Annotated in this window: 24 protein-coding genes; 15 read left to right on the top strand and 9 right to left on the bottom strand. The window is 73.1% G+C overall.

Annotation, left to right across the window (positions count from 1 at the left end):
• Positions 1-30: 30 nt before the first annotated feature.
• Positions 31-1,344 (bottom strand): RNA 5'-3' helicase PhoH2, encoded by a 1,314-nt coding sequence (phoH2, locus tag BCAV_RS05465; RefSeq protein ID WP_015881585.1) that lies wholly within the window; start codon positions 1,342-1,344, stop codon positions 31-33.
• 320 nt (positions 1,345-1,664) lie between these two features.
• Positions 1,665-2,426, bottom strand: a complete 762-nt coding sequence (locus BCAV_RS05460; RefSeq protein WP_043348672.1) for an isoprenyl transferase — start codon at positions 2,424-2,426, stop codon at positions 1,665-1,667.
• A gap of 192 nt (positions 2,427-2,618) precedes the next feature.
• Between BCAV_RS05460 and trhA the strand changes: the two genes are divergently transcribed.
• Both trhA and BCAV_RS05450 read left to right on the top strand, forming a co-directional pair.
• Positions 2,619-3,368 (top strand): PAQR family membrane homeostasis protein TrhA, encoded by a 750-nt coding sequence (trhA, locus tag BCAV_RS05455; protein ID WP_015881583.1) that lies wholly within the window; start codon positions 2,619-2,621, stop codon positions 3,366-3,368.
• Between the two features lie 53 nt (positions 3,369-3,421).
• The gene (locus tag BCAV_RS05450; RefSeq protein WP_015881582.1) at positions 3,422-4,375 is read left to right on the top strand and encodes a PPK2 family polyphosphate kinase; all 954 of its coding nucleotides are present in this window, start codon (positions 3,422-3,424) and stop codon (positions 4,373-4,375) included.
• Positions 4,376-4,385: 10 nt separating this feature from the next.
• Here BCAV_RS05450 and BCAV_RS05445 read toward each other — a convergent pair whose 3' ends face one another.
• From BCAV_RS05445 to mca, 3 genes are read right to left on the bottom strand one after another with little or no spacing between them, the layout of a single operon-like run.
• Entirely contained in the window at positions 4,386-5,255 is an 870-nt protein-coding gene (locus tag BCAV_RS05445; protein WP_015881581.1) for a nitrilase-related carbon-nitrogen hydrolase, read from the bottom strand.
• Positions 5,252-5,584 (bottom strand): hypothetical protein, encoded by a 333-nt coding sequence (locus tag BCAV_RS05440; protein WP_015881580.1) that lies wholly within the window; start codon positions 5,582-5,584, stop codon positions 5,252-5,254. The genes BCAV_RS05445 and BCAV_RS05440 overlap by 4 nt, the downstream gene beginning before the upstream one ends.
• Positions 5,581-6,426 carry a mycothiol conjugate amidase Mca gene (mca, locus tag BCAV_RS05435; protein ID WP_043346650.1) on the bottom strand — a complete coding sequence of 282 codons (846 nt, stop codon included), beginning with the start codon at positions 6,424-6,426 and terminating at the stop codon, positions 5,581-5,583. Before mca ends, BCAV_RS05440 begins: the two co-directional genes overlap by 4 nt.
• 288 nt (positions 6,427-6,714) lie before the next feature.
• Here mca and BCAV_RS05430 point away from each other — a divergent pair, with 288 nt between their 5' ends.
• From BCAV_RS05430 to greA, 3 genes are all read left to right on the top strand, one after another.
• The gene (locus BCAV_RS05430) at positions 6,715-7,869 is read left to right on the top strand and encodes a DUF418 domain-containing protein (RefSeq protein ID WP_015881578.1); all 1,155 of its coding nucleotides are present in this window, start codon (positions 6,715-6,717) and stop codon (positions 7,867-7,869) included.
• Between the two features lie 34 nt (positions 7,870-7,903).
• Positions 7,904-8,380 carry a DUF4307 domain-containing protein gene (locus BCAV_RS05425; protein ID WP_015881577.1) on the top strand — a complete coding sequence of 159 codons (477 nt, stop codon included), beginning with the start codon at positions 7,904-7,906 and terminating at the stop codon, positions 8,378-8,380.
• A 131-nt stretch (positions 8,381-8,511) separates the two neighbouring features.
• Positions 8,512-8,994, top strand: a complete 483-nt coding sequence (greA, locus tag BCAV_RS05420; protein ID WP_015881576.1) for a transcription elongation factor GreA — start codon at positions 8,512-8,514, stop codon at positions 8,992-8,994.
• Between the two features lie 62 nt (positions 8,995-9,056).
• On the opposite strand, the gene ilvA is transcribed toward greA, so the two are convergent.
• Positions 9,057-10,274 (bottom strand): threonine ammonia-lyase, encoded by a 1,218-nt coding sequence (ilvA, locus tag BCAV_RS05415; RefSeq protein ID WP_015881575.1) that lies wholly within the window; start codon positions 10,272-10,274, stop codon positions 9,057-9,059.
• A gap of 113 nt (positions 10,275-10,387) precedes the next feature.
• Between ilvA and msrA the strand changes: the two genes are divergently transcribed.
• A complete protein-coding gene (msrA, locus tag BCAV_RS05410) occupies positions 10,388-11,035 on the top strand; it encodes a peptide-methionine (S)-S-oxide reductase MsrA (protein WP_015881574.1) in 648 nt (215 codons plus the stop codon).
• A 7-nt stretch (positions 11,036-11,042) separates the two neighbouring features.
• On the opposite strand, the gene BCAV_RS05405 is transcribed toward msrA, so the two are convergent.
• Positions 11,043-11,816, bottom strand: a complete 774-nt coding sequence (locus tag BCAV_RS05405) for an SAM-dependent methyltransferase (RefSeq protein ID WP_015881573.1) — start codon at positions 11,814-11,816, stop codon at positions 11,043-11,045.
• Between the two features lie 263 nt (positions 11,817-12,079).
• Here BCAV_RS05405 and BCAV_RS05400 point away from each other — a divergent pair, with 263 nt between their 5' ends.
• Genes BCAV_RS05400 through BCAV_RS05375 form a run of 6 tightly spaced genes read left to right on the top strand, consistent with a single transcriptional unit; the run spans position 12,080 to position 15,837 of the window.
• Positions 12,080-12,358 carry a winged helix-turn-helix transcriptional regulator gene (locus tag BCAV_RS05400; protein ID WP_050761659.1) on the top strand — a complete coding sequence of 93 codons (279 nt, stop codon included), beginning with the start codon at positions 12,080-12,082 and terminating at the stop codon, positions 12,356-12,358.
• Positions 12,355-13,227, top strand: coding sequence for an NAD(P)H-binding protein (locus BCAV_RS21460; RefSeq protein WP_015881571.1), 873 nt, complete (start codon positions 12,355-12,357; stop codon positions 13,225-13,227). Before BCAV_RS05400 ends, BCAV_RS21460 begins: the two co-directional genes overlap by 4 nt.
• A 52-nt stretch (positions 13,228-13,279) precedes the next feature.
• Complete coding sequence (locus BCAV_RS05390; RefSeq protein ID WP_015881570.1) at positions 13,280-13,855, top strand: TIGR03086 family metal-binding protein; 576 nt, start codon at positions 13,280-13,282, stop codon at positions 13,853-13,855.
• Positions 13,856-13,889: 34 nt separating this feature from the next.
• On the top strand, positions 13,890-14,744 hold the full coding sequence (locus BCAV_RS05385) for a CPBP family glutamic-type intramembrane protease (protein ID WP_015881569.1): 855 nt from the start codon (positions 13,890-13,892) through the stop codon (positions 14,742-14,744).
• A 2-nt stretch (positions 14,745-14,746) separates the two neighbouring features.
• Positions 14,747-15,040 (top strand): DUF503 domain-containing protein, encoded by a 294-nt coding sequence (locus BCAV_RS05380; protein ID WP_043346646.1) that lies wholly within the window; start codon positions 14,747-14,749, stop codon positions 15,038-15,040.
• A gap of 50 nt (positions 15,041-15,090) precedes the next feature.
• Positions 15,091-15,837 (top strand): phosphotransferase family protein, encoded by a 747-nt coding sequence (locus BCAV_RS05375; RefSeq protein ID WP_015881567.1) that lies wholly within the window; start codon positions 15,091-15,093, stop codon positions 15,835-15,837.
• 21 nt (positions 15,838-15,858) lie between these two features.
• Here BCAV_RS05375 and BCAV_RS05370 read toward each other — a convergent pair whose 3' ends face one another.
• Entirely contained in the window at positions 15,859-19,842 is a 3,984-nt protein-coding gene (locus BCAV_RS05370; RefSeq protein ID WP_015881566.1) for a phosphodiester glycosidase family protein, read from the bottom strand.
• 119 nt (positions 19,843-19,961) lie between these two features.
• Positions 19,962-20,981: a PHP domain-containing protein gene (locus tag BCAV_RS05365; protein WP_015881565.1), complete on the bottom strand. Its 1,020-nt coding sequence runs from the start codon at positions 20,979-20,981 to the stop codon at positions 19,962-19,964.
• A 166-nt stretch (positions 20,982-21,147) separates the two neighbouring features.
• Here BCAV_RS05365 and BCAV_RS05360 point away from each other — a divergent pair, with 166 nt between their 5' ends.
• From BCAV_RS05360 to BCAV_RS05345, 3 genes are all read left to right on the top strand, one after another.
• On the top strand, positions 21,148-21,456 hold the full coding sequence (locus tag BCAV_RS05360) for an ArsR/SmtB family transcription factor (RefSeq protein ID WP_015881564.1): 309 nt from the start codon (positions 21,148-21,150) through the stop codon (positions 21,454-21,456).
• Complete coding sequence (locus tag BCAV_RS22470) at positions 21,453-22,454, top strand: SRPBCC domain-containing protein (protein ID WP_015881563.1); 1,002 nt, start codon at positions 21,453-21,455, stop codon at positions 22,452-22,454. Before BCAV_RS05360 ends, BCAV_RS22470 begins: the two co-directional genes overlap by 4 nt.
• Positions 22,455-22,529: 75 nt before the next feature.
• Positions 22,530-23,039: a DinB family protein gene (locus BCAV_RS05345; protein ID WP_015881562.1), complete on the top strand. Its 510-nt coding sequence runs from the start codon at positions 22,530-22,532 to the stop codon at positions 23,037-23,039.
• Positions 23,040-23,071 lie beyond the last annotated feature (32 nt).

Raw genomic sequence — 23,071 nt, 5'->3', positions numbered from 1 at the left:
CGCCGGACCGGCACGGCCGGATCGACCACGTCAGAGGTCGGCGCCCTCCAGCATCTCCGTGACGAGCGCCGCCACGGGCGACCGCTCGGAGCGGGTCAGCGTGACGTGCGCGAACAGCGGGTGACCCTTGAGCGCCTCGATCACGGCGGCGACGCCGTCGTGCCGGCCGACGCGGAGGTTGTCACGCTGCGCCACGTCGTGCGTGAGGACCACACGCGAGCTCTGCCCGATGCGCGAGAGCACCGTGAGGAGCACGTTGCGCTCCAGCGACTGCGCCTCGTCCACGATCACGAACGCGTCGTGCAGCGAGCGCCCGCGGATGTGCGTGAGCGGCAGCACCTCGAGCATGCCGCGGTCCATGACCTCCTCGACCACCTCCCGCGAGACAACCGCGCCGAGCGTGTCGAAGACCGCCTGCGCCCAGGGGTTCATCTTCTCGGCCTCGCTGCCGGGCAGGTAGCCGAGCTCCTGGCCGCCGACGGCGTACAGCGGCCGGAACACCATGACCTTGCGGTGGGAGCGGCGCTCCATCACCGCCTCCAGGCCCGCGGCCAGCGCGAGCGCCGACTTGCCCGTCCCCGCCCGCCCACCGAGCGACAGGATGCCGATCTCCTCGTCGAGCAGGAGGTCGATCGCGATGCGCTGCTCGGCGCTGCGCCCGTGGACGCCGAACACGTCGCGGTCCCCGCGCACCAGCTGCACGTGCTTGTCCACCGTCACGCGGCCGAGCGCCGAACCCCGTGGCGAGTGCAGCACGAGACCGGTGTGCACGGGCAGGTCCTGCACCGCCTCGGGGCTCATGAGGTCGGCGATCGAGAGGCGCTCGTTCGAGTACAGGTCGGCCATCTCGCCCTCGGCGAGGTCGGCCTCGGCCATCCCGGTCCAGCCCGAGTCGACGGCCAGCTGCGCGCGGTACTCCTCCGCGGCGAGCCCGACGGCGGAGGCCTTGACCCGCATCGGCAGGTCCTTGCTGACGACGACGACGTCGGTCCCCTCCGCGCGCAGGTTCGCCGCCACGGAGAGGATCCGGGTGTCGTTGTCCCCGAGGCGCAGCCCGGCCGGCAGGACCTGCGGGTCGGAGTGGTTGAGCTCGACGCGCACCGTCCCGCCGTCGTCGTTCACCGGTACGGGCGCGTCCAGGCGTCCGTGCTTGACCCGGAGGTCGTCGAGCAGCCGCAGCGCGCTGCGCGCGAAGTACCCCAGCTCCGCGTGGTGGCGCTTGGCCTCGAGCTCGGTGACGACGACGACCGGCAGGACGACGTCGTGCTCGGCGAAGCGGAGGACCGCCCGCGGATCCGACAGGAGCACGGAGGTGTCGAGCACGTACGTGAGCCGCTGCGACACCTCCTCGACTCCGTCGGCCTGCGATCGGGTCTCAGCTGCGTCAACGCTCACGGTGGCTCCCTCTGGCGCTCGCGCGCCCGGCGATCAGCTCCGGTCCGTCGCTGGCGACGGACGGCGCTCGGGGTGAGCGGTCGGCCACTGGGGCCGGCGGCCCCTCCCGAAGCTTGTTCGCTCCATGGGCTGGCCTCCCGGTGGACGGCTGGCGCGCCTCCACACTGTGACGCTACGACTCCGGACGGGCTGCGCCGGGTAGCAACACACCCGAGCTGTGCCGAGGCTCGAGAAGTTCACCTCGGCGTCTCCGCGACCGATCCCGAGCGCTACCTTCCCATCCGTCGCTCGCGCATCGCGTAGGAACGCACGGCGCGCAGGAAGTCCACGCGCCGGAAGTCCGGCCAGTACGCCTCGCAGAAGTAGAACTCGCTGTGCACGCTCTGCCACAGGAGGAAGCCGCCGAGCCGTTGCTCGCCGGACGTGCGGATGACGAGATCCGGGTCGGGCTGCCCCTTCGTGTACAGGTGCTCGGCGATGTGCTCCACGGTGAGCGTCTGCGCGAGCTCGTCGATGCTCGTCCCGGCGAGGGCGTGCTCCTTGAGCAGGCCGCGGACGGCGTCGGCGATCTCGCGGCGCCCGCCGTAGCCGATGGCGACGTTGACGCCCATGCCCTCCACGTCGGACGTCAGCTCCTGCGCCGCCCGGAGCCGGTCGGCGGTCGACTCCGGCAGCAGGTCCAGCGCCCCCACCACACGGATCCGCCATCGCCGCGAGGTCGCGAGCTCCGCCACGGCGTCCTCGATGATCCCCAGGAGCTCCCCGACCTCCTCGGGATCGCGCGCGAGGTTGTCGGTGGAGAGCATCCACAGCGTCACGATCTGGACGCCGATGTCCTCCGACCAGCCGAGGACGTCGGCGATCTTGTCCGCGCCACGCCGATGCCCGTGCGCGGCCCGGTTGCCCCCGGCGCGGGCCCACCTGCGGTTGCCGTCGAGGATGATGCCGACGTGGTGCGGGACCGCCTCGCGAGGCAGGGCCGCCTCCAACCGGCGCTCGTACAGCCCGTAGACGAGGGATCGCCGGCTCATCGCGAGACCCACCGCTCCCTCCGTCGTCAGTGCCCGATTCTCGCGGTCACGCTACTCCCGACGCGCGGGCACCGGCGCGCGCGGCGGTGCGCCCCGGGCAACCCTCACAGGATCGTCACGCCCGGCGAGGCAGAACCTACGCCGGAGTAACCTACGCTTGCGTAGGAACGTGGACGACCCGAGGAGCCCGGCATGGCAACAGCGCAGCAGCCGGGCACGGGCGACCCCGCGCCCTCCAGCGGCGCCGTGCCGCACGACTCCGCGAGCGACGAGGCCGAGCAGACCGTCCCGGCCGCCGTCGTCGCCGCGATCAAGCCGCACCTGCGGGGCTGGATCCACGCCGGGATGACGCCCTTCGTCGTCGCCGCCGGGATCGTGCTCGTCGCCCTCTCACCGACTCCCGCCGCGCGGGTCAGCACCGGCGTGTTCGCCCTGGCCACGACGCTGCTCTTCACGATGAGCGCCGTCTACCACCGCGGGACCTGGAGCGCCCGCGTCGCCGCCGTCCTGCGGCGGTTCGACCACGCGAACATCTTCCTGGTCATCGCCGGCACCTACACCCCCCTCGCCGTCCTCCTGCTGCCGACCTCCACGGCGACCACGCTCCTGCTCGTCGTCTGGGGCGGGGCCCTCGCCGGCATCCTCGCCCGGGTCTTCTGGCTCGGCGCGCCACGATGGCTGTACGTGCCGATCTACCTCGCGCTCGGCTGGGTCGCCGTGTGGTTCCTCCCCGCGTTCGGTCGCGCCGGGTCCCCGGCGATCATGTGGCTCGTCATCGCCGGCGGACTCGGCTACACGGCCGGCGCCGTCGTCTACGCCCTCAAACGGCCCAACCCTTCTCCGCGCTGGTTCGGGTTCCACGAGATCTTCCACGTCGGCACGCTCATCGGCTATGTGTGCCACTACATCGCCGTCGCGATGGCCTCCTTCGCCCTGCGCTGAGGGGCGCCGCCACCACGCCGCCCCTACGCTCGGCAGACGACGATGGAGGCACCGTGGGAAAGAAGAAGGCGAAGGGCACGACGACGACCGCCGCGCAGGCCGTGCGGATCGGCGACGGCTTCCGGCTGGCGGACGTCGACGCAGCGGCCACGCCCGGATGGACGGGCGACCGTGCCCAGGCGGAGGCACGCACCCAGGAGCTCGGACGCGAGATGTCCGAGCTGCAGGAGCGCCTCTTCGCGCACGGCCGCACGGGCGGCACGCAGGCCGTGCTGCTCGTGCTCCAGGGGCTCGACACGTCCGGCAAGGGCGGCGTCGTCCGCCACGTCATCGGCATGGTCGACCCGCAGGGCGTCGCGCTCGCCTCGTTCGGCGTCCCGACGGCGGAGGAGCTCCGGCACCACTACCTGTGGCGGATCCGGCGCGCGCTGCCCCCGCCCGGGCGCATCGGCGTCTTCGACCGCTCGCACTACGAGGACGTCCTCGTGGTGCGCGTCGACGAGCTGGTGCCGCGCGAGACGTGGGAGCAGCGCTACGACGAGATCAACCGGTTCGAGCGCCAGACGGCGGAGCGCGGCATCCGGATCATCAAGGTCGCCCTCGTCGTGTCCGAGGCCGAGCAGTACGCGCGTCTGCGCGAACGGCTCGAGCGCCCGGACAAGCACTGGAAGTACAACCCGTCGGACCTCGCCACCCGCAAGCGCTGGCCGCTGTACCGCGACGCGTACCAGGACGTCTTCGATCGCACGTCAACCGACCTCGCCCCGTGGCACGTGGTCCCCGCGGACCGCAAGTGGTACGCGCGTCTCGCGGTCTCGGAGCTCCTCGTGGAGGCATTGCGGGACCTTCAGCTCGACTGGCCGGTGGCCGACTACGACGTCGCCGCGGAGCTCGCGAAGCTCGACGCGACGGCGCCCGCCGGCTCGGCGTCCGCGAGCGGCGCCACCACGAGCAGTCCGAAGGCCAGCAAGAAGGCCGGCAAGAAGAGCGGCAAGAAGAAGAAGTGATCGGCCCGCGTCAGGCGCGCGGGACGACGGCGTAGCGCCGGTGCGCGAGGGCCGGATTCGTGGCCCGCACCCGCGCGACGCGCGCCGCGCTCACGTCGGCCACCACGACGGCCGGGGCCTCGCCGTCGGCCTCCGACTCGACCACGCCCAGCGGATCGATCACGGCGCTGCGCCCCGTCCGGCCGCGGCCGCACTGACTCGCGAGCAGCAGCCAGGACGTGTTCTCGATCGCCCTCGCGCGCGCCAGCGTGCGCAGGTGATCGGCCTTGTGCTCGCCCGCCGCCCACGCAGCGCCGATCGCTAGCACGTCGGCACCCGCGTCGACGAGCACCCGCGCCGACTCCGGGAACCGCAGGTCGTAGCACGTGAGGACCCCCACCCGCACGACCCCACCCGACGGGGCGATGACGTCGACGACGAGAGGAGCGCCGTCGTCGTCGGGAGCACCCGCATCGAGGAAGTCCGACTCCCGCACCCCGAACGCGTCGTAGAGGTGGACCTTGGCGTAGGTTCCGCTGACGGAGCCGTCGGCGCCGATCGCGACGGCGACGTTCCGCCCACGGCTCTGGTCGGCTCCACGTTCCACGGTGCCGGCGACCACGGCGGCGCCCGACCTGCGGGCCGCCTCCTGAAGGGCGGGGACGAACGAGTCGGCGACGGCGAGCTCGGGGCCGAGCCGCGGCGCCCACCCCGAGGCGTACTCCGGCAGGACCACGAGAGCGGCGCCCGCCTCGGCTGCCGACTCCACGGCGTCGACGGCGGCGGCCCGGCTGGAGGCAGGGTCTCCGGACGCGTCGAGCTGGACGACGGCGACCCGCACCTCGCCGGCCCGGTCGGGGTGCGCCGGGTCGCCGGAGGTCCGGTCGGCGGCCGTCGTCATGGGCGCGGCCGCTCCTCGGGCGGGTTCTCGGCCTCGCCCGGCTCGGCGTTGCCCGGGTCAGCGTCGTCCCGCTCGGCGTCGTCAGCACGCTCGGGCGACTCCCCCGCCTCGGCCTGGGCCTCGGCGGCAGCCTCCTCCTCGGCCAGGCGACGCCGCTCGTTGCGGTCGACCCGCCGCATCTGCGTGTTGAACGAGCGGATGAGGAGGATCGTCGCGACGGCCAGCGCGAAGAACACGAGGAAGCCCAGGACGCCGGGCGAGACCGAGTTCGGGTCCGGCCCTTCCTCCTCGGCGAGGGCCACGAGCGGCGCGACGTCGAACGCCGTCATGCCGACCGCACCCCCGCGAAGAGGTCCGTCTCGGGGACGCTGGTGGGGACGCGCGCCGTCGCCAGCTCGAAGTCGTCCCACGGCCACACGTCGGCCTCGACGTCGCGCGGGACTGCGAAGAAGAAGCCGTCGGGGTCGATCTGGGTCGCGTGGGCGATGAGCGCCCGGTCCCGGTGACCGAAGTACGCCGCGCACTCGACCTGGGTCGTGACCTCCCGCTGCGGCCACTCCTCGCGGCTCTCGAGCCACTCTGCGAAGGGGGAGGCGAGGCCGCGGTCGGACATCGCGGCGTGGACGGCCCGGAGGCGGTCGATCGAGAAGCCCGCGTTGTAGTAGACCTTCTGGATCGCCCAGGGTTCGCCGGCGTCGGGGTAGCGCTCGGGGTCTGCCGCGGCCTCGTACGCCGCCATCGAGACCGTGTGGGTCATGATGTGGTCCGGGTGCGGGTAGCCGCCGGTCTCGTCGTACGTGGTCATCACGTGGGGGCGGAACTCGCGGATCACGCGCACGAGCGCGTGCGTCGTGACGTCCAGCGGTTCGAGCGCGAAGCATCCCTCGGGCAGCGGCGGCAGCGGGTCGCCCTCCGGGAGGCCCGAGTCGACGAACCCGAGCCAGGTCTGCCGCACCCCGAGCTCCGCGGCCGCCTTCGCCATCTCCCGACGCCGCAGACCGGGCAGGTCGCGTTCCACCTCCGGGTCGCCCTGCAGCTTGGGATTGAGGACGTCGCCGCGTTCGCCGCCCGTGCACGACACGACGAGGACGTCGACGCCCTCGTCGGCGTACTTGGCCATGGCCGCCGCCCCCTTGCTCGACTCGTCGTCGGGGTGAGCGTGCACCGCCATCAGGCGCAGGGGCGCTTCGGGCACCGGTTCCTCCTCGGTTCTGCTGCGGGCGCTCGGTCGTACGGACGCGCCAAGGCCCGGCTCGCGATCGTGCCATGTTCTCTCACGAGGCGCCGACATCGCACGCTGTTCCGCTCTGCGCGCACAGCGAGGTGGCGCCGTCCGCCGTCCGCCGTCCGACGGGACAGTCGGTCCGGGACCCATCGGCCACGACCGCTGGCCGATCGTCCCCGCGCTCTGGACGATCGACCGTGGTCGCCGGCCCCGGGCCCCGGGTGGGCTGGAGCGATGGACTCCGATACTCGACGCATCCTCGCCCCCGACCTCGCACGCGGGTTCATGCTGCTCCTGATCGCGCTGGCGCACGCCCCGCTCTACCTGTCGACCGCGGCGCGTGGCCCGGACGGCCGACCGACCGCCGTGAGCGCCGCCGACCAGGTCGTCTCCGTGGTCGAGGAGCTCTTCGTGCACAGCCGCGCGTACCCGCTGTTCGCGGTGCTCTTCGGGTACGGACTCGTGTGGTCGCTCGAGCGCCGCCGGCGGGAGGGAGCGAGCGACGCCGTCGCGCGCTCCACCGTCCGGCGCCGCGGCTGGTGGCTCCTGCTCTTCGGCCTCGTCATGGCGCTCGTGGTCACGCCGGTGGAGATCCTCGGGGCGTACGGCCTCGTGGCGGTGCTCGTCGCGGGCCTGCTCGTGCGGAGCGATCGCGCGCTGAACCGTGCGATCTGGATCCTGACACCGGTCATGGCCGCCCTCGTGGTGGTCGGAACCGTCACCTTCATCGCCCCGACGGGCGCCGGTGCGAGCGAGCCGTGGTCCACCCTCGGCTACGGTCTGGGCGAGCTCATCACCCGAGTCGTGCTCTGGATCGTCGTCGTTCTCAGCAACGTCGCCTTCTACCCGATCCTGCTCGTCGTCCTCATCGGGGCGTGGGCCGCCAGGCGGCGGATCCTGGAGGACGTCCCGCGTCATCGAGCGCTCCTGCGCCGTACCGCGGTCGGCGGGATCACCGTCGCCGTGGCCGGCTCGTTGCCGCAGGTCCTCCTGGGCATCGGTGCGCTGCCCGCCGACGCCGCGACGTGGACGCTGAGCCTGCAAGTGCTGACCGGGGTGTTCGGCGGTCTGGGTTATGCAGCCGCGTTCGCGTTGTTCGCGCACTCCGTCCGGAGCCGCACGGCCGAGATCCGCCCGCTGGTCGCGACCGGCCGGCGATCCCTGACCAGCTACATCGTCATGGAGGCTGCGCTCGTCGTCCTCATGTCGAGCGTGTTCCTCGGACTCGGCGAGCGGACCGGCGTGGCGGGGGCGGCCGCCGTCGCTGTCGCGGCGTGGGCCGCAGCGGTGGCGTCGGCCACTCTCCTGGACCGGGCCGGACGCCCGGGTCCGGCGGACCAGCTGCTGCGCCGTCTGGTGCGAGGCCGCGTCCGGGTCGCCGTCCGGTGACGATGGCGCCGTCGCGACGAGGCAGACTGGGAAGGTGACGTCCGCGCCCGATGCCCGTTCCGCAGCCGCCCCGGCGGCGGCGGAACACACGGCGTACCTGGCCGAGCGGTACGGGGCTCCACGAGACCCCCGCCGCACCCGGCGGCTGCTCGTCGTCGTCGTCGCGGCGCTCGTGGTGCTCGGAGGGGTCGCCGTCACCTGGGTCGCCCTGGCCCAGGCCCGCGTCGAGATCCGCACCCGCGACGTCGGCTACGAGATCATCAGCGACGAGCGCACCGACATCACGTTCGACGTGATCCGCTCCGACCCGAGCACCACCGTGCGGTGCGCGGCACAGGCTCTCGACCGCGGCTTCGGGCAGGTGGGCGTCGCGGAGGTCGTCGTCGGACCGTCGGACCGGACCGCGACCCGCGTCACGGTCGAGGTCGCCACCATCCAACGAGCGTCCAACGGCATCGTCGTCGAGGGCGCCTGCGTCACGCTTCCCGCCGAGACGTCGGACGTGGAGTAGAATGACCGTTTCCTAAGCCGCTTCCAGGCCACCCGGAGCGGCGCTCGTGCAGCGAGCCCGGGTGAGAACGCACCCCTATCGCGGGCACAGCGACGCGCTCCGGCGGCCACACCGAACCACGAGGAGGACCCGTGCCCGGGACCACCACCTGGCTGACTCAGGACGCCTTCGACCGACTCAAGGCTGAGCACGACCACCTGACAGGTGTCGGACGCGTCGAGATCGCCGACAAGATCGAGGCCGCGCGCGAGGAGGGGGACCTCAAGGAGAACGGCGGTTACCACGCCGCGCGCGAGGAGCAGGCCAAGCAGGAGGCCCGCATCCGGCAGCTCGAGGAGATCCTGCGCACCGCCCAGGTCGGCGAGGCACCGGCGGACGACGGCGTCGTCGAGCCCGGCATGGTCGTCACGGCGAAGGTCGCGGGCGACGAGATGCGCTTCCTCCTGGGCTCACGCGAGGTCGCCGGCGACACGGACCTCGACGTCTACTCGCCGTCGAGCCCGCTCGGCGCCGCGATCATGGGCAAGAAGGTCGGCGAGAAGGCCGAGTACCGGACCCCGAGCGGCAAGGCGGTCAAGGTGTCGATCACCGACGCCACGCCGTTCACCGGCTGATCCACCGCCCCGGACGCCGCGCCTCTTGCGGGGGGCGCGGCGTTCGTGCGTCCACAGGGCCCTCAGCGCGCCATGACGCGGTGCCCGTGAGCACGCACGCGTTCGAGGACGGCGGCGCAGTGGTCGGGGCCCTTGGTCTCCAGCTCCACGTCGATCTCCACCTCGTCGAGCGCGAGGTCGACGGCGGTGCGCACGTGGGCGATCGACAGCACGCTCGCGCCGGTCGCGGCGATGTCCACGAGGAACGCGGCCAGGCCGCCCGGCCGGTCGCTGATCCGCACCCGCACCTGGAGGTACCGGCCGGCGCTCGCCAGCCCGTGCCGGATGATCCGCTGGAGCACCAACGGGTCGACATTGCCTCCGGAGAGGACGACGACGACGGGCCGCTCGTCGAGGTCGCCGAGCACACCTTCCATCAGGGCCGCGACGCCGGCCGCCCCGGACGGTTCGACGACCTGCTTCGCGCGCTCGACGAGAACGAGCAACGCGCGCGACAACGCCTCCTCGGAGACGGTGCACATCCGCTCGACGTGCTCCGCCACGAGCGCCAGCGGAAGCTCGCCGGGCAGCCCGACGGCGATCCCGTCCGCCATGGTCGACATCGACTCCAGGCGCACCGGACGGCCCGCGGCCAGCGACGCCGGGTAGGCGGCGGCGCCCTCCGCCTGCACCCCGACGATCCGCACGTCCGGACGGCTGGCGTGGATCGCCGTCGCCGCACCCGCGATGAGACCACCGCCGCCGGTCGGGATGACGACCGTACCGACGTCGGGAACCTGCTCGAGGAGCTCCACCCCGAGCGTGCCCTGCCCGTTCACGATGTCCGCGTGGTCGAACGGGTGGATGAACTCCCGGCCGGACGTCTCTGCCTCCGCGACGGCGTGCCCGATCGCCTCGTCGAGCGTGGCACCGGCCAACCGCACCTCCGCCCCGTAGCCGCGCGTCGCGGCGATCTTCGGGAGCGCCGCGTCCTCGGGCATGTACACGACGGTGCTGATGCCGAGCAGTGCGGCCGCGTAGGCCACGCCCTGCGCGTGGTTGCCGGCGCTCGCGGCGACGACGCCGGTGCGCTTCTGCTCCTCCGACAGCCGGGCGAGGCGCACGTAGGCGCCGCGGACCTTGAACGACCCCGTGTGCTGGAGGTGCTCGAACTTCAGGAGCACCGGCCGGCCGAGGATCTCGGAGAGGTAGCGGCACGACTCGACGGGTGTCTCCTTCACGACGCCGGACTGCAGGTCACGGGCCGCGAGGATCTCCGTGAGATCGACGGTGGTGCTCACGCCGGGCCTCTCCCTGGGTCGGTGGACGCACGCGAGCCTACCCAGGGGAACAGGGCGCCACGGAGCGGAGTTGATCCGGTGGAGTCGCCATGTCGACCCGGAGGAGGTCACGGATGTTCTTCAGTCGTGCGGTCACGATGATCGAGCCGGAGCAGGCGCTGCCCGGGCGCACCGAGCCGGCGTTCGACGTGCCCGGGACGCACCGCGTGCTGGGGACCCCGCTGCGCGGCCCGTGGCCGGAGGGCACGCAGGTGCTGTACGTCGCGATGGGGTGCTTCTGGGGCGAGGAGAAGCACTTCTGGGAGCAGCCCGGCGTCGTGACGACCGCCGTCGGGTACATGGGCGGGTTCACCCCGAACCCGACGTACGAGGAGACGTGCACCGGCCGGACAGGCCACACCGAGACCGTGATGGTCGCGTACGACCCGAGCGTGGTCTCCACGGAGCGGCTGCTCGAGATCTTCTGGACGCAGCACGACCCGACCCAGGTGTTCCGGCAGGGCAACGACCAGGGCACGCAGTACCGCTCGGCGGTCTACTGGACGACGCCCCAGCAGCGCGACCTCATCGAGCGCACCAAGGCGGACTACCAGCCGCAGCTCACGGCGGCGGACTACGGGGCGATCGCCACGGAGATCCGATCGGCCGACGACGCCGGCCCGTTCTTCTACGCGGAGGGCTACCACCAGCAGTACCTGGTGGCGAACCCGAACGGGTACTGCCCGGTGCACGCGACCGGCGTGACGTTCGCGAACGCCTGAGACAGCCTCAGACGGCGAGCAGCTCCAGGTACGCCATCCCGAAGTAGCCGCGGTACCCGGAGAAGTAGCCCTCGCGCTGGGCTCGCGCACGGTCGCGCACGGCCTGCGCGTCCGGGTGGTCAGTCGGGTGCGTGGCGAGCCAGTGCGCGTACGCGGCGGAGAACCCGGTCTCGAACTCGTCCCACTCGTCCTGGTTCGCCTCGTGCACCCGAACCGGGGCGAAGCGGGCGTCGACGGCGAGCTCCACCAGTCGGGCCAGCGGCACGAACTCGTCGGGCCGCCCGGTGAGCGGGGCCGTGGCCTGCGCCGTCGGCTCCTGCGACCAGATCGCGTCCCCGAACACGACGCGGGCGCCGGGACTCACCAGCGCCCGGATGGCCGCGAGCGCGCCGGCGTAGTCGAGCGGCTGCTTCTCCTCGACCGCGGGGCCCCAGATCTGGCTCGCGCCGATGCAGATGACGGCGTCGACGGCGTCGGGCAGGTGCTCCTTCGCGTCGCCGGCCACGAGCTCGACGCGGTCCGCGAGCCCGCGGGCGGCGGCGGTGGCCGTGCCGTGCGCGACGGCCTCGGCGTCCAGGTCGAGTCCGAGCCCGCGCGCCGTGGGCGCGGCGGCGAGCGTGCGCAGCAGCAGCTCGCCCCAGCCGCAGCCGATGTCGACGACGAGAGCTCCCGGCTCGCTCAGGCCGGCTGCGACGAACCTGGCGAGACGGTCGGCGCGCTGCTCGGAGAGCGGGCTCATGAAGGTCAGGTCGTGGTGCAACGGTGTCAGGTCGGCTGGCATGACGAGCCACCCTGGCGGGGGCCGCCACGCCTGCGCCAGCCAATTACGGCGTTGCTCCCGATCGCGATCACGCGATCACCACGTGCCGCGCGGGCGAGCGTCAGCTCCCTCCCCATCCCGTGGGTCCCGCCGCTCACGACGATCGTCCTGCCCGTGCTCTGTGACACGCTGTCTCCTCGGTGCCGGCGACCACTTCCCACCACCGTCGCCGACGTCAGGCCCACACGGAAGAAGGCAGTCTGGTGTCCGGTACGCACCCCGATGTGAGCGCGCTGGTCAGCGCGCCGCTCCACCGCGCCATCGATGGCATCAGCCAGCGCATGCGCACGCGGACGCCGCGCAATCTCGAAGACGACGGGCTCGTCTCGCGCACGGTGCACCCCACGAACCCGCCGAGCGTGGAGTACGGACTCACGTCTCTGGGCGTGACGCTGCGCGAGCCGCTCGACGCCATGGCCGCGTGGGCCGTGGCGCACGCCGGCGACGTGGCGGCGTCCCGGGACCGCGCGCGGCGAGCTGCCGTCGGAGGCGTCCCGACGTGAGCGGCGCCGTCGCCGTCACGGGGGCCACCGGCACCATCGGGAGCGCCGTCGCAGCGACACTCGCGGCCGAGGGGCACGACGTCGTCGCGCTCGTCCGCGACCCCGCTCGGTTCGCAGCGCCGCCCGGGAGGGTGCGCGTCGCCGTCGCCGAGTACGACGACCGGGACGCCCTCGTCCGCGCGCTCGACGGTGTCGCGACGCTGGTCTTCGTCGCGAGCGACGGCGAGGTGGGGCCGATGCTCGTGCACCACCTCAACGTGGTCGAGGCCGCGGCCCGCTCCGGCGTCGCCCACGTCGTGTACCTGAGCATCGTCGACGTCGACCCCTCCTCCCCGTTCTGCTACGCGGCGCCGCATGCTGCGACGGAGCGTCTCCTCGCGGACGCCGGACTGGTCACCACCGCCGTGCGTGCCGGGATGTACGGCGAGTTCTTCGTCCGCTTCCTCCGTGAGGCGGCGACGACGGGGAGGCTCGCGCTTCCGATGGAGGACGGCGTCCTGTCGCTGGTCTCGCGAGCGGACGTCGCGCGGTGTCTCGCCGCGGCGGCAAGCTCCGCCCCGAACGGTCCGCACCTCGTGACCGGCGACCGGACCTATGACCTGGGCGGGCTCGCCGCCGTCGCCTCGCGCCGCGGGCGGCAGGTCCGGGCGGAGCCTGTCGACGCGCGGGATTTCGGCATCGCGCTGCTGCGCGGCGGCCTCGAGCCATGGTGGACGTACGCGTTCACGTCGATGTTCGCGGCGGTCGCCGAGAACCGCTTTGCCGGAGTCACCACAGGCGTCGTCGACCTGACGGGGCGCGGCCCGGTGTCGTTCGAGCAGACGGCCGACGAGGTCCTGCGGCGCGTGCCCGACTTGCCGTCCACGTGAAGGTCGCCGCCTCGACGGGCGGGCCGTCGGTGCCTCCTGGCAGGCTGGAGGCATGACGCTCGACCTGACCCCCGCCGCCCAGGAGATGGGCCGCGTCGCTCTCGCCATCACTGACGACCAGCTCACCGGTCCCACGCCCTGCCCCGGCTACGACGTCGGCGGCCTGCTCGCGCACGTGCTCGGCCTGGCCGTCGCGTTCCGAGACGCCGGGCGCAAGAAGCTCGGCGCGACGACCGACACCGCGCCCGAGCCCGGTGCCGCCGAGCTGCCGCCGGGGTGGCGGGACGAGGTCGGGCCGAGGCTCGATGCGCTCGCCGACGCGTGGCGACCACCTGAGGCGTGGGAGGGCATGACCCAGGCGGGCGGCGTCACGCTGCCGGGTGAGGTCGCCGGCCAGGTGGCCCTCAACGAGATCGTGATCCACGGCTGGGACCTCGCCCGCGCGACGGGCCAGGCGTTCAGTGCTGACGAGGCGAGCGCTCAGGCGTCCTACGAGTTCTGCGCGGCCACCACCGACGACGAACGCGACGGCTCGCTCTTCGGCCCGGTCGTGCCGGTGCCGCCGGACGCGCCACTCCTCGACCGGGCGATCGGCATGGCCGGGCGGAACCCGCACTGGACGCCCTGACGTCGGCCCCGCACGCTGCTGGCAGGCTGGCCCCATGGACGTCGCCACGCGCCCGACCTTCCGCGCGCTGCTGATCACGCGCCCCACCGATCCGGCGCCGTCGTGGGGGCTCGTCCCGGCGATCCTGGTGTCCGGGGCCGCGATCCTGCTGTTCGGCGTTCACCTGCGACCGCTCGGGTACGTGCCGCTCGTGCTGGGAGTCGCACTGGGGTTCGTCCTGGACCGCAGCCTCGGCCGCAGCCTGTTCCTCGTCGCGCTCGGGCAGGCGATCATCTCGACGATCTCGCTCGAGGCCGACCTGAGCGACGCCGGGATGGTGCGCTTCGCCGTCGTCCTCTCCTTGGCCGTGGCGGTGCCGTTCGCCATCTCCCGCTGGGTCTTCCACGACGACGTCATCCGGTTCCCGTTCCGCACGCGGGAGCCGTGGTCACGCGTCGCGTGGACGTACCTGATCGCCGTCGTCGGCCTGGGCTATCTCATCCTGCCGTGGTACTTCATCACGTCCGGCGCCTACGCCAACTGGCCGGCGGTGGAGACGGGCGGCGAGATCGCGCGGCTGTTCGTCGGCGTCAATGCCGTGGGCATCTGGGACGAGCTGTTCTTCGTGTGCACCGTGTTCGCGCTGTACCGGCGGCACTTCCCGCTCTGGCAGGCGAACCTGCTCCAGGCGGCGGTGTTCGTCTCGTTCCTGTGGGAGCTCGGCTACCGCAGCTGGGGGCCGCTGCTGACGATCCCGTTCGCGCTCGTGCAGGGCCTCACGTTCGCACTGACGAAGTCGTTGACGTACGTATTGTGCGTGCACCTGCTGTTCGACCTCGTGGTGTTCGGCGTCATCGTCCACGCCCACAACCCCGAGCTGTTCGACATCTTCCTCGTGAGCACGCGATGAGCATGTGGATCGGCTGGGTCTGCTTCGACGTGCTCCTCGGCGACGTGCACTCCCTCAAGGAGAAGCGGTCGATCGTCCGCCCGATCGTCGCGGAGCTGACGCGCCGGTGCGGCGTCTCGGCCGCCGAGGTGGACCACCTCGATCTGCACCGGCGTGCCGGGATCGGCGCGAGCCTCGTCGCGGCCGACGCCGCGCACGTGGTCGAGGTGCTGGACGCCGTCGAGCACCTCGTCGCCGCGCGGCCGGAGGTCGAGCTGCTCGCCGCGCGCCGCGGCCTGGCCCAGAGCGACGACTGAGCACTGTCGCCGGTGGGTGGTGGCATGCCGGTGGGCGGCGCCGCGACAGAATGGCCGACGTGGCAGAGGTCGAGATCGTCGTCGCCCATCACGCGTGCGCGACCCTGCGCGTCGGTGACGTGTTCCTGAAGGTCGACGGCGACCAGGCCCGCACCGACGCCGAGGTCGAGGCGATGGCCCTGGCGCCGGTCCCGACCCCGGAGGTCCTGTGGCGGAACCCGCCAGTGCTCGCGCTCGCCGCTCTCCCCGGGACCGCGCTCGGCCGCCTCGGCGAGCCGTCGACCGCGTCGCCGGCGGCATGGGCCGCCGCGGGCGCCGCCGTGCGGACGCTGCACGACGCCCCGCTGCCGCCATGGCCCGGCCGGAGCGTCGACGAGCTCGCAGCCCGGCTCGACGGCGAGTGCGAGTGGCTCGTCGCGAACGACGTGCTTCCCGCCGACCTCGTCACGCGCAACCGCCAGGTCGCCGAGGCTGCGCTCCGGCCGTGGACACCGGTGTTCACGCACGGCGACCTGCAGGTCGCCCACGTCTTCGTCGACGGTGACGAGGTCACCGGCGTGCTCGACTGGACCGAGGCGAGCCGGGGCGACGCCCTGTTCGACCTCGCCGTCCTGACGCTCGGGCACGAGGAGCACCTGGGCGACGTCGTGGCCGGCTACGGCACCGACGTCGACCTCGGCGTGATCCGCGCCTGGTGGTCGTTGCGAAGCCTCCTGGCGATCCGCTGGCTGGTCGAGCACGGTTTCGACCCGGCCGCGCCAGGCTGCGAGGTCGACGTGCTGCGATCCCAGATGTGAGCGGGCCACCCCGCTCCAGCGTCAGCGCACCCGCACGGCGATCTCCGCGCTGCGCGTCTCGCCCGCCGCGTTGGTCAGCACGGCCACGTACCGGTAGGTGCCGGGCTCCCGGTCCGTGACGAGCGTCGACGCGGACTGCGCCGCCCCGCCGACGCCAGGAGTGAGCTCCTGGCGGTCGATCTCGACGCCGTCCTCGTACAGCACGTAGCCGGTCGCCTGCGTCCCCCACCACTTGTTCGCGACGACGGTGTAGCCGCCGTCGCCGTCGTAGTTGTCGTGCGACAGCACGACCGGCCCGGGGTTCGCGTCCCGCACGAGGACCGTGTGCGGCCCGGCGCACGGCGTCACACCGGCGGCGTTCACCAGCTCGCACGTGTACGTGTACTGCCCGTTGACCCGGCCGGTCACCGGCACGGACACCCGCTGGGCCTCCTCGCCGGAGTAGGCGAGCGGCTCGGTGTGGATGAGCTCACCGTCCTCGTACAGGCGCATCGACGTGGCGTTCTCGCCCCACCACAGGTCCACGTTCACGTGGTAGTCGCCGTCGAGCAGCCCGGTGTCCCAGCCGTTGTCATCGCTCAGGCGCGCCTCGCCGGGTCGCCCGGCCGGGACGAGCACGTCGAGCGTGCCCGCGACGCCGTTGACCGTGACGGTGACCTGCGCCCGCCCGGGCGCGACGGCGGTCAGCACGTGCGTGGCCGGGTCGAGGGCGACGACGGCGCCCGCCGGCGCGTCGTCCGGCGCCCCGACGTGCACGCGCTCGTCACCGCCCCACGCCGCCGACACGGGCCATGCCACCGGGACCACGCGGTCGTCGTCCTGCGTCAGGGTCGCGCTCACCTGGCCGCTCGTGCCCACCGCGAGCTCCGCCGGCCCGGACACGTCCACGACGTCCGCCCGCGCGTTCACCTCGACGGCGAGCCACTCCTCGCCGTCCGGGACCGCCTCGTCCACCCACACACCCTCGGCCGGGTCGACGCCGAGCATCGACCAGCCGGTGAACCCGCCGTTCTCCGGGGTGCTCGCGGGCGACTTGCCGGAGTTGCCGTTGACCACGTACTCCACGCCGTCGCCCGTCGAGGCGTGGAACGCGCCGACGTGCGCGCTCACGTTCGCGATCGACTTGCCGCTGGTGGCGCGGAAGTCCTCGAACCAGCCGCGCAGCGTGTCCGCCTCGAGACGGTCGGCGAGCTGGCTCGCGTCCGTGGGCAGCGGGTCGTCGAGCGGGTGGTGGAACATGACCAGGACGCCGCTCACCGCGTCGTCCCTCGCGGCGTCGTCGAGCTCGGACCGCAGCATCCGCAGCTGCTCGAAGTCGCTGCCGAGCCGCCCCGTCGAGGAGTCCAGCAGGATCAGGCGCGTGCCCTCGACGTCGACGTGGTGCGTCCGCTCGCCGAACTCGTCGACGAAGTTCTGGATCGACCCGCCCATGATCTCGTGGTTGCCGGGCAGGTAGTACCAGGGGAAGTCGGCACCCTCGAGCTCCTCCGTGAGGATCGTGCGCGCGAGGTCGAAGTCCGCCGGTGACGCCTCGTCGACGAGGTCGCCGTTGATGACCAGCACGTCGGGGTCGGCCGCGACGATCTCGCTCAGCGTCCGCCGCGCCCCCTCGACCTGCCCGGACTCCGGGTCGCGCGCCACGAACTGGGCGTCCGACATGACGGCGACGCGCAGCGGCGCGTCGTCGGTGGCGCCGTCGGCGACGATCACCGGGTCCTCGACGCGCGGGGCCGCCGGCACCTCGATGCTCGGCGGGACGTGCGCGACGAGGTCGGAGACCGTGAGCTCGCCGGTGTACTGCTCCGCGGCCCGGGTCTCGAGGACCCGGATCCTCTGCAGGCGCAGCGGGTACTGCACGCCCGTCGGCACCTCGAACGTGACCCCCTGCCACCCCTCCCAGGAGACCGTCGGCCCGTCGAGCTGGGTCGTGACGCCGTCGCCCTGCTGCACCTGCAGCCGCAGCCACGCCCCGCTCTCGTCGCCGTTCACCCACATCGTCAGCCGGCGCGGCTGCCCCGCGATCTCGCGACCGCCGTCCGGGACGACGGCGTACTGCCCGCGCGTCGCCGTCGACTGCGAGAAGTCGTACGTCAGGCGCAGTCCGGCGGCGCCCTCATACCCGGGTGCCGGTGTCACGGAGCCGCCCGGCGCGCGGTCGTTCGCGGAGGTCCACTGCGCGGCGTCCGTGAAGTCCGCGACGACCGCCTCCTCCAGCGAGACCGACACGGCCACCGCCGTCGTCGTGCCCCCGACCGTCAGCTCGAACGACGCGGCGCCCGAGGGTTGCAGCGCCCGCACCGTGAACGACCCGTCCTCCGCCGGCTCGAGGGCAGCGACGCCCTGCCCGCCGGTGACGACGACGTCCCGCGCCTCGACCGGGGCGGAGAAGCCCTGCGCGTCGTGACCGGTGAGGACGAGGCTGGCCGTCGCGGCGGCGTCGGGGAGCGTGACGACGGGCGTCGCTGTCGAGGTCCGGACGAGGGGGCCGAGCACCTCGAGGGCGAGCTCCCCCGACGCCGTGCCGGCCGCCGCCGTGATCGTCGGCGTTCCGGGTGCGACGCCGGTGACGACGCCGTCCGCGACGGTGGCGGCGGCCTCGTCGGAGCTCGACCAGGTGTCGGGAGCCTCCTCGACGGGGCTCATGACCTCGTCGTATCCCCGCGCGACGAGCGTGCGGTGCAGGGCGGGGAACACGCGCAGCGCGTCCTCGCCCGCCTGCTCGGCGGCGAGCGCCCGCACGTCGAACGCCGCGACCTGACCCGACCCCTCGGCGACGAACAGGCCGAGTCCGTTGCCGTCGCGGCGCTCGACGCCGTCGGACGGGGAGTTGAGGATCGTGGTCGACGAGTCCCCGGGCAGCCGGGCGACCATCTCGCTGGAGCCGCCGCCATCGAGATTGATCGCGTCGTCGGCGCCCAGCTGGGCGAGGAACCGTCCGAGCTCCGGGAGCGTCATGCCGATGCTGTGCGACTGGCGGCCGTCGACCACCACGAAGTACGCCGTCGTCCCGGTCTCGTCGAAGCCGACGGCGGTGCGCGGGTGCCGGACGTCGACGTAGCCGCCCGTGGCGCTCGTGATCTCGCCGTCCTCGAGCAGCCAGTCCTCCGGGGCGCCGCCGAGAGCGACGGCGACGTCGCCCGCGTCCTCGCGAAGCCCGTACGCGACGTCCACGTGGTCGTCCGCGACGAGCGTCGCGAGCGCGTCGGCGGCCGCGCCGGGCCGCGCCACCAGGGCGCGCACACCGTCCGGCAAACGACCCTCGCCCACCGCGCCGACGGCGAGGACCGTGCCCTCGCCGTCGACCGTCACCTCGACGCCCTGCTCGCCGTCGGCGAGCACGCGCGTCCGCGTGTGATCGCCCCAGGCGGAGTCGAAGACGGCGACGCCGCCCTCGGGCACCTCCGTCGTGTTGAGGCCGGCGATGGCGATCTCGTGGTCGGCGAACGTCGCGGAGCCCTCGAGGAACAGCTCGGCGAGGCGTCCGACGCCGGCACTGTCGAACGCGACGGCCCGCTCCCGGCCCGGCGCCGCGGACTTCAGCAGGCCAGTCTCCTCGTCGACGGCGACCCCGAGCGGCGCCCCGGAGTTGTTGATGTCGAAGAAGTCGCCGTTGACGGCGGCGACGGCTCCGCTCGCCTCGGCCATCTCCGTCACCGTCGCGTTGCCGGCGACGTCGTCCGGGGCGACGTAGCCGACCTCCAGCGCGTCGGTGCCCAGGTGCGCGACGAGCACCTCGCCGCTCAGCCAGCCGTCCTCGCCGATCCGCGCGAACGACGTCAGCTCGAGTCCCGGTGCGATGACGCGCGCCTCGACCTCCGTGACGATCGCCGCGCCGTCGTCGTCGAGCGGCAGCTCCGCGGCGACCGGCGTCGTGAACGCCCCAGGCGGCTCGCCCGCCGCGACAGCGGGTCCGGCCAGCGGCACGAGCAGGCCGGCCGCGACGACGGCGGCCAGACCGACCCGCGCGCGGGCACCGAGGGATGACACGGGAGGCGTGGGGCGCATGCGGATCCTTCGCTCGGACGTCGTCGTGCGTTGAGAAGGAGACTCGCGCGCACACGTTGCCAGAACGCGGCCGTCCCGTAAACCGTCGGGGGACGCTCGGAGACGGTCGATGGGCCCGGTCAGCCGGCGGTCCAGGCGAGCAGGTCCTCGACGGGCCAGGTCGTGATGACCCTCTCGGCCGGGACGCCCGCCGCGGCCGCCCGCGAGCACCCGTACCCGAGCCAGTCCAGCTGCCCCGGCGCATGGGCGTCGGAGTCGATCGAGAACAGGCACCCGGTCTCGACGGCGAGCCCGAGCAGCTCCATCGGCGGGTCGCGACGCTCCGGGCGGGAGTTGATCTCGACGGCGACGTCGTACGCGCGGCACGCCTCGAAGACGATCTCGGCGTCGAACTGCGACGGCGGCCGCGTGCCGCGATTGCCCTCCACGAGGCGGCCCGTGCAGTGCCCGAGCACGTCGACGTGAGGGTTGGCGACGGCTCGCACCATGCGGCGCGTCATCGCCGACGCCTCCATCCTCAGCTCCGAGTGCACCGACGCGACGACGACGTCGAGGCGTGCCAGCAGCTCGGGCTCCTGGTCCAGCGACCCGTCCTCGTTGATGTCGACCTCGATGCCGGTGAGCACGCGGAACGGCGCGATCTCGGCGTTGAGTCGCGCGACGGCGTCGAGCTGGGCACGGAGCCGCTCGGGCTTCAGCCCGCGCGCCACCGTGAGGCGCGGCGAGTGGTCGGTGATCGCGATGTACTCGCGGCCGAGCCGCCGCGCGACGCCGGCCATCTCCCCGAGGGGACTGCCGCCGTCGGACTCCGAGGTGTGCACGTGCAGATCGCCGCGCACGGCGGCGAGGAGCGACGCGCCGTCGTCATCGGGCGCGAGCACCGGTACGGCGGACGCCCTCGCCTCCGCGAGCGCCGTCGGTTCCGTCCCCGCGAGCGCCTGCACGATCACCCGGGCCGTGGACGGACCGACACCCGGGAGCCGGGTCCACTCGGCCTCCGTCCGCCGCTGGGCTCGCTGACGGTCGGTGAGCTGCTCGACGACGTCGGCCGCGCGCCGGTAGGCCCGGACCCGGTGCGTGTCGGCCCGGGCACGTTCGCGCCAGAACGCGATCTCGCGCAGGGCCTCGACGGGATCCACGCGGTCCACAGGTTCCACGCGGCCATCCTGCCCCGTCCGCGAGAGGAAGTTCGTGGCTCCGCGAGAGGAAGTCTGCGCAGACTTCCTCTCGCGGAGCCACCAACTTCCTCTCGCGAACGTATGCATGCCTTGCATTTCATATGAAGCTGTGCGCATACTTGTGGAGATGGACGGCTTCACGGCGATCGCCGAACCCACGCGGCGGCGCATCCTCGACCGCCTGCGGGCCGGCGAAAGCGACGTCGGCGGGCTCGTCGACGAGCTCGGGCTCCCCCAGCCGCTGGTCTCGAAGCACCTGCGGGTGCTCCGCGACGCCGGCGTCGTCGACGTCCGCGCCGCCGGCAAGCGCCGCGTCTACCGGCTCAGCGAGACCCCGCTGCCCGACGTCGCCGCCTGGGTGGCGCCGTACCTCACGACCTGGACCACCAGCCTGGACCGCCTCGAGGCGGCTCTCGACGAGGGGACGACCACATGACCTCGACGCCCGTGCACGCCGACATCGCCTCGCGCATCGCCGCCGAGCCGGCCCTGGCCACGCTGTCCGGTGGCGACGACGCCTGGGTCCTCACCCTGGAACGGACGCTCTCCCACTCCCGCGAGCGCGTCTGGGCGATGCTCACCGATCCGACCCAGCAAGCCCGATGGTCGCCGGTGGTCACCGACCGCCTGCTCGACGCCGTCGGCCCCGCCCGATCCCGGGAGAATCCGGGCGACGACGACGTGGCGGCCGACGTGCTGCGGTGCGACCCGCCGCACGAGCTCGTCCACCACTGGGGCGACGACGTCCTCCACTGGACTCTCGCACCGGCGGGTGAGGGCGCCACGAGGCTGACCCTGCGCCAGCGGTTCGCCGACCGCGCGATGGCGAGCTCGATGGCAGCCGGGTGGCACGTGTGCCTCGGGGCGCTCGGCGCGGCCGCCGACGACGTCCCGGGCGCCGAGCGGGTCGTCGGGCAGCGCGCCACGGACTACGGATGGGCGCAGCTCCGCGACGAGTACGAGGCGTCGTTCCGGACAGCGCCGCTCGTGCGGTCGGCCCCGCCGGTCATGCGGACCAGCATCCTGGTGCGCCGCCCGGCACGCGACGTCTTCGGCCTGTTCACCGACCCGGGCCTCACGACGCTCGTCTGGTTCACGCACAGCACCGGGCCGGTGCAGCCAGGGGCGCGGCTCACGTGGACGTGGGAGATGTTCGACCTGCACGTGCCCGTGCGCGTCCACGAGGTCGTCCCCGACCGGCGCATCCTGCTCGAGTGGGGCGACGACGGCGCCACCACTCACGTCGAGTGGACGTTCTCCGCCGACGACGACGGCGCCACGCGCGTCGAGATCGTCGAGCGTGGTTTCGTCGGCACGGCGGACGAGATGGTCGCCGCGGCCCTGGACTCCACCATCGGCTTCACCCAGGTCCTCACCGCGGCGAAGGCGTACCTCGAGCACGGCGTCCGGGTCGCCGTCGTCGCCGATCACTAGCGGCTCCCGGCCCGGAGGACGCTGACGCGGTGCTCGCCCCTCGCCGGCGGCGCCCACCGGGCGTAGCGTCGTCGGATGGACCGCGCGACGAAGCAGTCCGGACAGGCGGAACCGGCGGAGGACGCCGACGAGAGGGACGTCGTCCTCGGCTGGCTCGCGTTCCACCGGGACGCGCTCGCCCGCAACTGCGCCGGCCTCTCGCCGGACCAGCTCGTGCTCGAGAGCGCCCCGCCGTCGGACCTCACGCTGCTCGGCCTCGTGCGGCACCTGACCGAGATGGAGCGGTGGTACCTCACCGCGTCGCTCTCTGGCCGCGACCTGCCGGATCTCTATTGCACGCCGGAGGACGACGCCGCCGACATCGTCGGGCTGGACGCATCGATGGTCGACGACTCGTTCGACCACTGGTACGCCGAGATCGCGTCGGTCGACGCGCTGCTCGCGGAACTCACGCTCGACGACCCCACCGCGAGCGGCGGCAGCACGGTCCGCTGGTGCGTGCTCAAGGTGGTCGAGGAGTACGCCCGGCACAACGGCCACGCCGACCTCATCCGCGAGCGGATCGACGGCGCCGTCGGCGAATGACGGCCCCACGAACCTCTCGCGGTAGAACCACG

Source organism: Beutenbergia cavernae DSM 12333 (assembly GCF_000023105.1).
GTDB lineage: Bacteria > Actinomycetota > Actinomycetes > Actinomycetales > Beutenbergiaceae > Beutenbergia > Beutenbergia cavernae.
Note: the sequence above shows the minus strand (reverse complement) of the source record. Positions and strands in the feature narration are given on the sequence as shown.